The following is a 12,267-nucleotide window of genomic DNA, read 5'->3' as shown; positions in this document are numbered from 1 at the left end:
GATCAGCTCCCGACCGCCGATTGCGAGATCACCGTCACGGCGCGACGGTTCTTCTTGTAGCACTCTTCGGTGGAGCAGATCGCCAGCGGGCGTTCCTTGCCGTAGGAGACCGTGCGCAGACGGTTACCGGCCACGCCCTGGCTGATCAGGTATTCCTGCACGGCCGAGGCACGGCGTGCGCCGAGCGCGAGGTTGTATTCGCGGGTGCCCTGCTCGTCGGCATGGCCTTCGATGATCGCAGTGTAGCTCGGGTGGCTCACCAGCCAGCTTGCCTGCTGGGACAGGATGCCGCGCGCGGTGTCGGTCAGCGTCGACTGGTCAACCTGGAAATGCACCATGTCGCCGATGGTCTGGCTGAAATAGGCCGGCGAGTTCGGATCGTTGATCCCGCCCTGGGTGATGCCGCCTGCACCGCCCGGGCCGAGCGCGCCGCCGGGGCCGGTCGCACCGGAGCCGTATTGATCGGGGTTCGAACAGGCCGCGAGGCCCAGCATCGAGATGGCCAGAACGGCCTTCACTGCAAAATTCATGGTTTCCGCCTTTGTTGATCTGCCCTTTTCGGGCGAGCCTACCAGTTTCTCTAACGCTTGTTAATCCGCTCTCATGGCAGAAGCGGCGACCAGGCCGGATCGGACGCGGCGCCCGGCGTGGAGACTTTCTTCAGGTTGCGCCCGGAGATATCGACCGAATAGAGCGAGGCCGACCCTTGGGCGCCGGGGCTCTCCCGGGTGAACATGATCACGCGGCCATTGGGCGACCAGGTCGGACCCTCGTCGAGGAAGGACGAGGTCAGCAGACGCTCTTCCGAGCCGTCGGTGCGCATCACGCCGATATGGAAACGGCCCTGATTTTGCTTGGTGAAGGCGATCATGTCGCCGCGCGGCGACCACACGGGGGTCGAATAGCGCCCGTCGCCGAAGCTGATCCGCGTCGCGTCACCGCCGCTCGCGGGCATGATGTAGAGCTGCTGCGTGCCCGAGCGGTCGGATTCGAACACGATCCGCGAGCCGTCGGGCGAGAAGCTGGGCGAAGTTTCGATCGCAGGCGAGGTCGTCAGGCGCTGGGTCTGGCCCGAGCTGATATTCATCATCCACAGATCGGTATTACCGTTCTGCTCCATCGAATAGACGATCTTCGTGCCATCGGGCGAGAAGCGCGGCGCGAAGGTCATCGTGCCGGGCACTTCCGGCAGAAGCCGCGCCGAGGCGGTGGCCACGTCGAGCATCTTGATGCGCGGGAAGCCGGTCTCGAAGGTGGTGAACAGCACCTTCGTCCCGTCACGCGAGAAGCGCGGGGCGAGCACGATGGTCGAGGCATCGGTGAGATAGGTCACGTTCGCGCCGTCGTAATCCATCACGGCGAGCCGCTTCTGGCGATTGTCCTTCGGCCCGCTTTCCGAGACGAAGACCACACGGCTGTCGAAATAGGGCCCCTCGCCCGTGATGCGCGAATAGATCACGTCCGAGACCTTGTGTGCCAGACGCCGCCAGCTTGCCGGCGAGGCTGCAAGCTGCTGCCCGTCGCCCATCTGCTGACCGGAGAACACGTCGAAGAGGCGGAACTTCACAACCACCTTGCCGCCCTGCATCCCCACCGAACCCACGACCAGCGCCTGCGCGTTGATCGCCTGCCAGTCGGAATATTTCACCGGCGTATCGAAGCTCGACACGTTCTGGATATAGGCGGATTTCGGGATTTCGCGGAACAGGCCCGTTCCCGTCAGGTCGCTCGAGATCACCTGCGTGATCTGGCTCGCCATATCGGCGGCCTCGGAACTTTCGGGGATGAACCCCGCGATCGCGAACGGCATCGGCTCGATCACGCCATCGGTGATCTCGATATGCAGCGGTTCGGAATCCTGCGCGGTTGCGGCGATGGGTGCCAGCATCACAGCCGCCAGCAAACTGAGAACGAAACGCATCATGTCACACACTCCCTTTCCGGGTCTTGCCCGGTTTGTAACGCGCTGCGGCACGATCGTGCATCACAACCCCATGACACCGCGCGGAAACTCGCCGATCCACCGTCATTTCATCCTCATTTTTTCGGGATTGAAGTCGATGGTGATCGTTTTCCAGCGGTCGTATTTCTCCGGCGGCAGCGGGAAGCCGTCCGAGCCGCACAGAACGATAGCGCGACGCCCGGCCTCGAAAGCCTGATCGACCGCGTTGCCGGTGCCGCCCGTCGCCCCGACCAGCTTGATCGAGGAGATGATCGGGTGGCCATCAGGCTGCATGTCGACCGACAGCGTCACCGTGGTTCGCAGCGCATCCGAGCTGAGCGCACCGGTGTTCCAGCATTGCTTGATGTCGACGATCAGCGCGTCCTTCTCGCCCGCGGTGATCGGCGGCCCCGTCGGCGCAGAGCCGGTGCCGCCCGTGCCCTCGCCACCCAAGGCTGCCGCGAGCGCATCGTTGACCGAGGCGCTGTCGACTTTCTTCGGCTCGCTCGGCGCGGGCTTGGTTTCTGCCGGTTTCGGCTCGGCAGGCTTCTTCTCGGCGGGCGCGGCGGCCGTCTGCGTCTCTTTCGGCGCAGGCGGTTTCGGCTTGGCGCTCGGACGCGGCGAGGCCAGCGGCGCAGAGCTTTCCGGCTTGTCTTCGGTCTTGTTCGCTTCGGTCACGATCTCGGTCGAAGCTTCCGGCGGCGCGGTCGCCTCCTTCGGCTTCTCAACCGGCTGATCGGGCGTATCGGCGGGTTTGGGCGCCTCTTGCGGCTGCGCCTGCGGATCGACCTTCGCTTCGGGCGGCGGCTCGGGCGCAGGGGTCGGTGCCACGCGCGGCGCCTGTTTCGGCTTCGGCGCGGGAGAGATGTCGGGCGTGACCGTCGGCGAGGGCTCCTCGACCGGCGGCACGATTTCGGGCGGCGTGTCGCTCACCTCGGCGGGCGGCGTCGGCTCTTGCAGGGCCGAGACGTCGGGCTGCGCATCAGGGGCCGGATCGGGCTGCTGCATCGCCTGCGGCTCGGGTTCCGGCTTGGCCTGCGGCTCAGGCGCGGGCGTCTCGGGCGGCGGTGTCGTCTCGGCGGGCGTATCGGGCGCCGTGGGCGCGACCGGATCCGGCGTCGGCTGCGGCGCATCCTTCGGCGCCGAGGCCATCATCGTGTTGAAGTCCTGCTCGGACATCACCGCGACCTGGCTGATCACCACCGGCTCGTTCGGCTTCGGGAAGAACCACTGCCCCCCGGCAATGACCCAGAAGAGCACGCCCACATGCAGCGCGCCCGACAGGCCGTAACCGATCTTGTCCGCACGGTTCATGCGATGCTGCCCCCTGGGCTCAGTTCCCCGCAGGCGCCGTCAATTGCGGCCCTCCGGTATCGGTGACGAGCGTGATGTTCGAGAACCCCGCGCCGTTGAGCGCGCCCATCACCTGCACCACCTGAGAATAGGAAATCTTGCCATCCGCGCGCAGGAACACCTTGTTGCTGTTACGCTCGGCCGAGATCGCCTTGAGACGGTCGATCAGCTGATCCTGCGGCACTTCCGAGTTCATCAGCGAGACCTTCCCGTCCGCCTGAAGCGAGATCGTCAGCGGCGTTTCCTGCTCGGTCGGCACGGCCTTGGCTGCGGTTTTCGGCAGTTCCAGCGGCACGCCCACCGTCATCATCGGCGCGGCAACCATGAAGATCACCAAGAGCACCAGCATCACGTCGACCATCGGCGTGACGTTGATCTCGCTCATCGCGGCGTGACGCCCGCGCCCGCTCCTGCGGCGCCGCGATCCGCCCGATCCGCGTTTTGCAACACCCGCGCCCATGATCAGCTATCCAACTGGCGCGACAGGATGGTCGAGAACTCGTCCGCGAAGGCCTCATAGTTGCCCGCGATGCGATCGGCATCGGACGACAGCTTGTTGTAAAAGATCACCGCCGGGATCGCCGCGAGCAGGCCCAGCGCGGTCGCGACGAGCGCTTCCGAGATGCCGGGCGCCACGACGGCGAGCGAGGTGTTCTGCGAGATCGCGATCTCCTCGAAGGCGACCTTGATCCCCCAGACCGTGCCGAACAGCCCCACGAAGGGCGAGATCGAGCCCACGGTCGCCAGGAAATTCAGCCCGTAATTGAGGTTCTCGGTGGCTTTCTGGATCGCGACATCCATCGAGCGTTCGATCCGCGCCTGCGCGCCGGTGATCAGCGCGCCGTCCTGACGATGCGACCGACGCCATTCCAGCATGCCGGCGGCGAAGATCTTCTGGCTCGCGCCCTCGGGCGCAGGGCCGATCTGGTCGAACAGCTCATCGAGCGGCTCTCCCGACCAGAAGGCCCGGTCGAAGGCTTCCGCCTCGGAGCGCGCCGCGCGATAGGCGATGAATTTGCGGATGATGATCGCCCAGGACCAGAAGCTGGCCACCACGAGGATGATCATCACGAGTTTGACGGTCAGCGATGCGCGCAGAAAGAGCGCAAGCAGGGAGAAGTCGATCTCCTGCGCCATCGCAAGCGAAGATTGGTCCATAGGTACTGCTCGCCGGTTGGGGCCACGTTATCGGGCCTCTGATTACCAGCGATTCTATATCAGCAGTAAGGGGAACGCCATAACAACAATGTAACCGGCGAAACCCCGCCGCTTTTCAGTGCAGTTTCGGGGCCAGTTTCCGGCGAATATCGGCGGGAAGCCGCTGAGCCGCCCCCGCTTCGTTGAGACAGACGATGGTGACCTGCGCGGTGAACAGCACCTCGCCGTCGCGCTGCACGGTCTGCTCCATCACGAAACGCGCGCCCGTTTCGGCCACCAGATCGGTCGTGACCACCAGCTCGTCGTCGAATTTCGCGGGGCGCAGATAATCGGCCTCGACCCGGCGCACCGCGAAGACCACCCCGTGATCGGCCTTCAGCGCGACCTGATCCACGCCCAGCGCGCGGACGAATTCGGACCGCCCGCGCTCGATGAACTTCAGGTAATTGGCGTAATAGACGATCCCCGCGAGATCGGTGTCCTCGTAATAGACACGGATCGGAAACTCATGCGCCATTCTCGTTCTCCTGATCGTCCGGCTCCGCCTCGTCCACTTCGCGCGACAATTCCCGCACCGCCTCTGCGGCCTCGCCCTGACGCAGACCTGCGCGGGCGGCAAGGCGCAGCGCGTGGCTCGGATCTTTCGCAACGGCCGGCATCGTCGGGTCGTAGCCCGCCGCAATGATCGCCGCGATCTCGGGGCGCAGCACGGTCACGCCGCGCGCCACCGCAAGCGGCGAGCGTTTCACGAAAGCCTTGTCGGACCAGAGCAGGATCATCTGCACCGCCTGGCTCAGCGCGATCACCTCGGCAGGCACCTCGTCGAGCCCGGCATCCATCCGCACGAAGGCGAAACAGGCCCGGATGGCGCCGTCCTTGTCGAAGCGGAAGACGCGATACTGGTTCGCGCCCTGATCGTCGAGCCGGATCACCAGATCCTGCAGCCCGTCGATCAGGTGATCGAGATTGGGCACCTCGAGCAATTCCTGCCAGTCGCGGAAGAAGAAGATCATCAGGTTCGCACCAAGCTCGGGATCGGTCTCGGCCATCTTGTGCCCGGCCAGTGCCACGACCGCCTCGACCGCACCCTTCACGGTCGCCAGCGTCGCAGCCTCCACCCCGAACACCACCGGCACGACCGGGCGCCCCCAGCGCGCGAACAGATACTCGTCGGAAGAGCGCCGGAAGAGCTGCTCCACCATTTCGCCCGTGATCTCTGCCTGTTCCGACATGCCGCCTCCCTCGCTTCGCCCTGACCCTAAGAGATCGCGACGGAGGGGGAAAGGGGCCAGCCCCATCTGCCGCGCATCCCCGGCTCTTGCCTGCAGCTGTATTTCGGCTTGGCACAAATATCCCGGGGGAACGCCCGACAGGGCGTGGGGGCAGCGCCCCCACTTCTTCGTCAATTGCGAACCCACAGTGACGGGCGGCAGCCCTCCCTGATCTGCGCTTGCCGCCCTGCGGTCGCACGCCTATAAGGGCGGCATGTTCTTGCTGGCTGCATATCCGCGAATTACCTGCCCGGCGCTCTGACGCGTCAGGGTAGCCGGGATATTGCGCCAAGCCCCGAGGCGTGCGCGCGCACGCCCTTCCCTTTCCCAAGGACGACAATTCCATGAGTTCCGACCAGACCACCGAGACGACCGCCCCCGATTATCGTGGCACCGTCTTCCTGCCGAAAACCGATTTCCCGATGCGCGCGGGCCTGCCCATGCGCGAGCCCGACTGGCTGGCGCGCTGGGAGAAGATCGGCGTCTATGACCGCCTGCGTGAGAAGGCCGCGAAGGACAACCGCCCGAGCTTCGTGCTGCATGACGGCCCTCCCTATGCGAATGGCCATCTCCATATCGGTCACGCGCTCAACAAGATCCTGAAGGACTTCATCACCCGCTCGCAGCAGATGATGGGCCGCGATGCGCGCTACGTTCCGGGCTGGGACTGTCACGGCCTGCCGATCGAGTGGAAGATCGAAGAGCAGTATCGTGCCAAGGGTCTCGACAAGGACGCGGTCGACGTCGTGGATTTCCGCCGCGAATGCCGTGCGTTTGCCGAGAACTGGGTCGACATCCAGCGCGAGGAATTCAAGCGCCTCGGCGTCTATGGCAACTGGGCCGATCCGTATCTGACGATGAACTACCATGCCGAGGCGGTGATCGCCGAGGAGTTCATGAAGTTCTTGATGAACGGCACGCTCTATCAGGGCTCCAAGCCCGTGATGTGGTCGCCGGTCGAGAAGACCGCGCTGGCCGAGGCCGAGGTCGAGTATCACGACCACACCAGCCACACGATCTGGGTGCGCTTCAAGGTGCGCCGGGGCGGCAACGCTGCGATGCCGACCGAGGATGCGGTCGAGTATGATGCGGCCGATCAGGCGCTGCTGGCCGATCAGTTGCACGAGGCGAGCGTCGTGATCTGGACCACGACGCCGTGGACGATCCCGCAGAACCGCGCCGTGTCCTTCCATCCGGGCATCGCCTACGGCCTTTACCGGGTCGATACGCTGGGCGAGAAATCGACCGCCGAAGAAGGCGAGTTGCTGCTGATGGCCGATGCGCTGGCGCAATCGGTGATGGATCAGGCGAAGGTCGAGAGCTTCACCCGCGTGCGCAATGTCAGTGCGGCAGAACTCGAGGGGCTGACGCTGTCGCACCCCTATGCCGGCGTCGACGGCGCGAATGGCGAATGGGATTTCGACGTGCCGCTCCTGCCGGGCGATCACGTGACCGACGAGGCCGGGACCGGCTTCGTGCACACCGCGCCGTCGCACGGTGACGACGACTATCAGATGGGCCTCAAGTTCGGCCTGCCGATGACCTACAACGTCGAACCCGACGGCACCTACCGCAAGGATCTGCCGCTGTTCGGCGGCGAGGCGATCGTCGCGGCGGACGGCAAGGACGGCCCGGCCAATGTGTCGAACATCAAGCAGCTCGCTTGGGCCGGAGCGCTTCTCGCCAAGGGCAAGATCAAGCACTCCTACCCGCATAGCTGGCGCTCGAAAGCGCCGCTGATCTATCGCAACACGCCGCAATGGTTCGCCGCGATCGACCACACGCTCGACGATGGCATGGGCACCTATGGCGACACGATCCGCAAGCGCGCGCTGACCTCGATCGAGGAGCTGGTGACCTTCACGCCCGAGAAGGGCAAGAACCGCCTGCATTCGATGATCGAGAACCGTCCCGACTGGGTGCTGAGCCGTCAGCGCGCCTGGGGCGTGCCGCTGACCTGCTTCGTCAAGAAAGGCGCCAAGCCTACCGACGAGGACTTCCTGCTGCGCAATGCCGAAGCCAATGCGCGCGTCATCGCCGCCTTCGAGACCGAGGGCGCGGATGCGTGGTATGAGGACGGGTTCAAAGCGAAGGTTCTCGAAGGTCTGGTGAACCCCGACGATTACGAGCAGGTCTTCGACGTGCTCGACGTGTGGTTCGACAGCGGCTCCACCCATGCCTTCGTGCTGCGCGACCGCGCGGACGGGGCCGAGGATGGCATCGCCGATGTCTACCTTGAGGGCACCGACCAGCACCGCGGCTGGTTCCACTCCTCGCTGCTGCAGGCCTGCGCCACGAAGGGCCGCGCGCCCTATCGCAACGTTGTGACGCACGGGTTCACGCTCGACGAGAAGGGCATGAAGATGTCCAAATCGCTGGGCAACACGATCGTGCCCGAGGAAGTCATCAAGCAATACGGCGCGGATATCCTGCGCCTCTGGGTCGCGCAGACCGACTTCACCGAGGATCAGCGCATCGGGCCGGAGATCCTGAAAGGCGTCGCGGACAGCTATCGCCGCCTGCGCAACACGCTGCGCTTCATGCTGGGCAATCTCGACGGGTTCTCCGACGCCGAGCGTGTCGATCCGGCGGAGATGCCGGAGCTGGAGCGCTGGGTGCTGCATCGTCTGGCACAGCTCGATGTGGAAGTGCGCAAGGGCTATGACGCGTTCGACTTCCAGGGCGTGTTCCAGCAGCTGTTCAACTTCTGCACCGTGGACCTGTCGGCCTTCTATTTCGACATCCGCAAGGACGCGCTCTATTGCGACCCTGAAGACGGCCTGCGTCGCCGTTCGGCGCGCACGGTGCTCGATCTGCTGTTCCATCGCCTGACGACCTGGCTCGCGCCGATCCTCGTCTTCACGATGGAAGACGTGTGGCTGTCGCGCTTCCCGGGCGATGACGCCTCGGTGCACCTGCGGGACATCCCTGAGACGCCCGCGGACTGGGCCGATACGAGCCTTGCCGCGAAATGGGACGGCATCCGCCGCGCTCGTCGCGTGGTGACGGCGGCGCTCGAAGTCCAGCGCTCGGCCAAGGTGATCGGGGCATCGCTCGAGGCAGCACCTGTCGTGCATGTCGAGGATGCGGACGTTCTGGCGGCGCTGAAATCGGTGCCCTTCGAGGATCTCTGCATCACCTCGAATATCGCGCTGACCGCCGATCCGGCCCCGCAGGAAGCGTACCGCCTGCCCGAAGTCTCGGGCATCTCGGTGGTCTTCGAGAAGGCGGATGGCGAGAAATGCGAACGCTGCTGGAAGATCCTGCCCGATGTCGGCACGCATAAGCATCCCGGCACCTGCAAACGGTGCGATGCGGCGCTGGACTGAGCAGATCGCTTCCTACGACAGAATGAAGGGCACCCCACGCGGGTGCCCTTTTTCATGTCAGTTCAGGACGGCATCTGATGCGGCGGCAGCGCCGGAGGCCCGAACCGGTTGCCGCCCGTGGAGCCGCGCTGAACGGTAAAGAAGAGCAGAACCAGCGTTCCGATCACCGGGATCAGCGCGATCAGGGCCCACCAGCCGGTCCGGTCGATATCGTGCAACCGCCGCACCAGCACCGCGAGCGATGGCAGGAACACGACGAGCGAGAAGATCGCGCCAAGAAGCGACGCATCGTCCCGCATCATCATTGGACCGAAGAGGATACGGTCCAGGATGCCGAAGACGATGTTGCCGAGAAAGATGAACAGAACGAACCACCAGAATTCGGGCCGGGCTGCGCGGCCAGTGAATGTCACGTAGTTCGAGAAACATTTGCGGATTGCATCGCTGAACTCCATCGGAGCGTCTCCCTCTGTTTATGTGCCGTAGGGAAAGCTTAGCCGCAGGATCGCTCTCGACGCCAGCCTCAATGCAGATTCAGACAGCATCCCTGTCGCGCAGCCAGCGTTGCAGCGTGCGCTCCTCGGTCTGTGCTTGCTCGCGCTTTGCCAGCTCCGCCGCGCGTTCGGCGCGGGCGCGGTCGAGAAGCGTGTCGTAGGTCTTCGCCTCTCGAAACAGCTCTCGCATCCGGTCTTCGAGCGGCACGCGGCGCTCGTTCAGCGTGCCGATTTCCTGATCGAGCCACGAGACCGTCTCGCGCACCGCCTCACGAAACCCGGCCGCATAGGGCGCGGTCTCGGGCGAGGTGACGTGAAGCTCGGCGCGGGCGCGCTCTGTCAGCGTATCGCGCTCGCCTTCCAGCCGCGCGACCTGCGCATTCAGTTTCGAGAGCTCGCCAGCCTGCTCTTCGAGCTCGCGCCGCCGCAGCCGCCCGATCACCTCCAGAGCCGCGATCCGGTTGCGCGCCATCGCCTGTTTACGCCGCCTGCGGCAGCTCTTTCTGCGCCTGTTCGACGGCGTAGAAATCGGGCTGATAGACGGTGGGGATGCTGCCGCGACCGATCTCGATGCAGATATTCGGCGGGTGGTCGCTCACCAGCGCCACGAAGATATCGCGGATCACGGCATAGAATGCGGAATCCTCTTCTTCGATCTGGCGCAGACGCCCGGACATCGGTTGCACGAAGCAATAGGCAAGAAACACGCCGAGGAAGGTGCCGACGAGCGCGCCGCCGATCATGCCACCCAGAATTTCCGGCGGCTGGTCGATCGCGCCCATCGTTTTGATCACGCCCAGAACGGCCGCGATGATGCCGATGGCGGGCAGTGCGTCAGAGACGGTCTGCAGCGCCGAGGCCGGTGCCATGACCTCGCGGTGATGCTTCTTGAGCTTGCGGTTGATGACATCCTCGGTCTGGTATTTGTCGTCGAAGTTCATCGCCAGCATCCGGAAGCTGTCGGTAATCAGCTGGATCGCGAAATGGTCCTTCAGGATGCGCGGATAGCGACCGAAGATCTCGCTCTCTTCCGGGGTCTCGATATGCGAGTCGAGCGCGATGATCCCCTTGTTGCGATAAAGCCGCGACAGTTCGAACAGCAGGTTGAGCAGATCAGTGTAATCCGCCGTCTTCCACTGGCTGCCTTTCATCACTTTCACAAGCCCACGCCCCGAGCGGCGGATCATGCTGAACGAGTTCGCGATCAGGAAAGAGCCCAAGGCCGCGCCGCCGATCATCATCCCCTCGAAGGGCAGAGCGTGAATGAGAACGTCCATGCTGCCGCCGGAAAGAAGAAAGCCGCCAAACACGAGGCCCACGACGGCCAACAGGCCAAGGATGATCGTCATTATTCTTTGTCCGTGTGTTGCGCGCCTGCGGCCTTTCTCGACCGACTGCCGCCGTTTCCTGAAATTCTTGGCTAAATCTCCGGTGATGCTCCCGTTAAGTCAAGTATAAATGCCAATCTTGCGAGCAAGATTAAGCATAAATCGAATATTCTGGAGGCTTAACAAGGAAACTTGACCGATTATTCATGAATAGATAGGTTAATCCAACACGGATCTTGCATTCAGGGCATTTCATGAGCGCCAGCGCGGAAGCCATAGCCTTTCTGCTCGAAGAGCAGGACCTGCGCCATCTGTTCCAGCAATGGCCGCAGCAGATGTGTCTGGCCGTCGGCCTCGACCCGGAAGGCGGCTGCGCGATGCTGGTCTTTCATGCGAGCGAGGCCGAGCGCGTCCTGCCCCGGCTTGCGCGCTCGATGAACTGGCGGGCGGATGAATACGCCGTCATCCCGAAGGTCGAGGGCTACCGGACCCGGCGGATGCTGTTTTCCGACGAGCAGAAGATCCTGTCCCTCGTACATGAGACCGACGATCTTCCGGAGATTGCGCGCGATTACGCGATCAACTTCGCCTATGCCGCCGATGAAGGCCTCGATCCGGAAGCGCTGACCGATGCGAAATCGGCCTCGGTCTCGCCCGCGATGCGCGAGGTGGAGCGGCTTCTGTCGGAGCTGAACCCGGAACAATCCACGACCACGCCGCCCGCGAGCAAGATCGCCGCGTCCCCGCCACGTGCCAGCACTGAGGCCGCGCGCACTACCGGCGAGGATGGCGGTCCGCCCGGCTTCCGGCGGTTGAGCGACACGCACCGGGCCGAGGCGCTGATGGCGACGTGCGAACTGAGCCTCAGCGCCGACACCGTGCGCATTTCCATCGAAGACGCCGGTGCCGATGCGCAAAGCTTCGGGGTGCGGGGCGTCTATTTCCGGGACGATCTGCACAGCTTCGCCATTCCGGTCGCCGAACTGGCGCGACAGGGCGCGACCGCCATGCCCGGTCAGATTCACGCCCCCGCAGACCATTTCCCCGCCTCGCTTCTTGCGACGCTGCGGCGGACCCCGCTCTCGGCGCGACTGACCGCGCTCGACCACTTCATCTTCATCGCGCCCGAAGCCGCGAAGCCGCAGGCCGCCCCCCTCGCCGCCCCGCTGCGCGAGGAGACAGGCAAGCTCCCGGTGAAGCGCACGGGCGCGAAGCCGCAGATGCGCACGATGCTGGGTGGTGCGGCACTGATCTTCTTCTCGGCGCTGGCGCTGCAACTTGGCCTGACGCCCGCGCTGAGCCATGGCGAGGCGCGGAAGGTCTCGCTCGATACGATCCGCGAGTCCGTCTTCCAGTCGCTTGCGGACGACCAAACAGGCGAGGAGCGCTGAG

Annotated in this window: 12 protein-coding genes; 2 read left to right on the top strand and 10 right to left on the bottom strand. The window is 64.5% G+C overall.

Annotation, left to right across the window (positions count from 1 at the left end; translation table 11 throughout):
• Positions 1-2 precede the first annotated feature (2 nt).
• From pal to AKL02_RS02375, 7 genes are all read right to left on the bottom strand, one after another.
• Positions 3-530 carry a peptidoglycan-associated lipoprotein Pal gene (gene pal, locus AKL02_RS02405; RefSeq protein WP_083077738.1) on the bottom strand — a complete coding sequence of 176 codons (528 nt, stop codon included), beginning with the start codon at positions 528-530 and terminating at the stop codon, positions 3-5.
• 71 nt (positions 531-601) lie between these two features.
• Entirely contained in the window at positions 602-1,924 is a 1,323-nt protein-coding gene (gene tolB / locus AKL02_RS02400) for a Tol-Pal system beta propeller repeat protein TolB (protein WP_078521923.1), read from the bottom strand.
• A gap of 102 nt (positions 1,925-2,026) precedes the next feature.
• Entirely contained in the window at positions 2,027-3,256 is a 1,230-nt protein-coding gene (locus AKL02_RS02395) for a cell envelope integrity protein TolA (RefSeq protein ID WP_083077739.1), read from the bottom strand.
• A 19-nt stretch (positions 3,257-3,275) separates the two neighbouring features.
• Positions 3,276-3,755: a protein TolR gene (tolR, locus tag AKL02_RS02390; RefSeq protein WP_078540251.1), complete on the bottom strand. Its 480-nt coding sequence runs from the start codon at positions 3,753-3,755 to the stop codon at positions 3,276-3,278.
• 2 nt (positions 3,756-3,757) lie between these two features.
• Positions 3,758-4,453, bottom strand: a complete 696-nt coding sequence (gene tolQ / locus AKL02_RS02385; protein ID WP_078521931.1) for a protein TolQ — start codon at positions 4,451-4,453, stop codon at positions 3,758-3,760.
• 115 nt (positions 4,454-4,568) lie between these two features.
• On the bottom strand, positions 4,569-4,970 hold the full coding sequence (gene ybgC / locus AKL02_RS02380) for a tol-pal system-associated acyl-CoA thioesterase (RefSeq protein WP_078521933.1): 402 nt from the start codon (positions 4,968-4,970) through the stop codon (positions 4,569-4,571).
• On the bottom strand, positions 4,960-5,685 hold the full coding sequence (locus tag AKL02_RS02375) for a hypothetical protein (protein WP_408648109.1): 726 nt from the start codon (positions 5,683-5,685) through the stop codon (positions 4,960-4,962). The genes ybgC and AKL02_RS02375 overlap by 11 nt, the downstream gene beginning before the upstream one ends.
• 383 nt (positions 5,686-6,068) lie before the next feature.
• Here AKL02_RS02375 and ileS point away from each other — a divergent pair, with 383 nt between their 5' ends.
• The gene (ileS, locus tag AKL02_RS02370) at positions 6,069-9,053 is read left to right on the top strand and encodes an isoleucine--tRNA ligase (RefSeq protein WP_083077740.1); all 2,985 of its coding nucleotides are present in this window, start codon (positions 6,069-6,071) and stop codon (positions 9,051-9,053) included.
• A 62-nt stretch (positions 9,054-9,115) separates the two neighbouring features.
• On the opposite strand, the gene AKL02_RS02365 is transcribed toward ileS, so the two are convergent.
• The 3 genes from AKL02_RS02365 to motA all read right to left on the bottom strand — a co-directional run bounded on the left by AKL02_RS02365 (position 9,116) and on the right by motA (position 10,896).
• Positions 9,116-9,508 (bottom strand): DUF805 domain-containing protein, encoded by a 393-nt coding sequence (locus tag AKL02_RS02365; protein ID WP_078540254.1) that lies wholly within the window; start codon positions 9,506-9,508, stop codon positions 9,116-9,118.
• 79 nt (positions 9,509-9,587) lie between these two features.
• Complete coding sequence (locus tag AKL02_RS02360) at positions 9,588-10,019, bottom strand: flagellar export protein FliJ (protein WP_083077741.1); 432 nt, start codon at positions 10,017-10,019, stop codon at positions 9,588-9,590.
• 7 nt (positions 10,020-10,026) lie between these two features.
• Positions 10,027-10,896 carry a flagellar motor stator protein MotA gene (motA, locus tag AKL02_RS02355; RefSeq protein ID WP_078521940.1) on the bottom strand — a complete coding sequence of 290 codons (870 nt, stop codon included), beginning with the start codon at positions 10,894-10,896 and terminating at the stop codon, positions 10,027-10,029.
• A gap of 233 nt (positions 10,897-11,129) precedes the next feature.
• Here motA and AKL02_RS02350 point away from each other — a divergent pair, with 233 nt between their 5' ends.
• Positions 11,130-12,266: a hypothetical protein gene (locus tag AKL02_RS02350; RefSeq protein WP_083077742.1), complete on the top strand. Its 1,137-nt coding sequence runs from the start codon at positions 11,130-11,132 to the stop codon at positions 12,264-12,266.
• The last annotated feature ends 1 nt before the right edge of the window (position 12,267 follow it).

Origin of the sequence: Thioclava electrotropha, from assembly GCF_002085925.2 — a bacterium.
GTDB classification, from domain to species: domain Bacteria; phylum Pseudomonadota; class Alphaproteobacteria; order Rhodobacterales; family Rhodobacteraceae; genus Thioclava; species Thioclava electrotropha.
This window is presented reverse-complemented; position numbering and strand designations above follow the sequence as displayed.

Bases quoted from the DNA above. Each gene is read 5' to 3' on its own strand.
- pal (WP_083077738.1), bottom strand. From the start codon at position 530: ATGAATTTTGCAGTGAAGGCCGTTCTGGCCATCTCGATGCTGGGCCTC.
- tolB (WP_078521923.1), bottom strand. From the start codon at position 1,924: ATGATGCGTTTCGTTCTCAGTTTGCTGGCGGCTGTGATGCTGGCACCC.
- AKL02_RS02395 (WP_083077739.1), bottom strand. From the start codon at position 3,256: ATGAACCGTGCGGACAAGATCGGTTACGGCCTGTCGGGCGCGCTGCAT.
- tolR (WP_078540251.1), bottom strand. From the start codon at position 3,755: ATGGGCGCGGGTGTTGCAAAACGCGGATCGGGCGGATCGCGGCGCCGC.
- tolQ (WP_078521931.1), bottom strand. From the start codon at position 4,453: ATGGACCAATCTTCGCTTGCGATGGCGCAGGAGATCGACTTCTCCCTG.
- ybgC (WP_078521933.1), bottom strand. From the start codon at position 4,970: ATGGCGCATGAGTTTCCGATCCGTGTCTATTACGAGGACACCGATCTC.
- AKL02_RS02375 (WP_408648109.1), bottom strand. From the start codon at position 5,685: ATGTCGGAACAGGCAGAGATCACGGGCGAAATGGTGGAGCAGCTCTTC.
- ileS (WP_083077740.1), top strand. From the start codon at position 6,069: ATGAGTTCCGACCAGACCACCGAGACGACCGCCCCCGATTATCGTGGC.
- AKL02_RS02365 (WP_078540254.1), bottom strand. From the start codon at position 9,508: ATGGAGTTCAGCGATGCAATCCGCAAATGTTTCTCGAACTACGTGACA.
- AKL02_RS02360 (WP_083077741.1), bottom strand. From the start codon at position 10,019: ATGGCGCGCAACCGGATCGCGGCTCTGGAGGTGATCGGGCGGCTGCGG.
- motA (WP_078521940.1), bottom strand. From the start codon at position 10,896: ATGACGATCATCCTTGGCCTGTTGGCCGTCGTGGGCCTCGTGTTTGGC.
- AKL02_RS02350 (WP_083077742.1), top strand. From the start codon at position 11,130: ATGAGCGCCAGCGCGGAAGCCATAGCCTTTCTGCTCGAAGAGCAGGAC.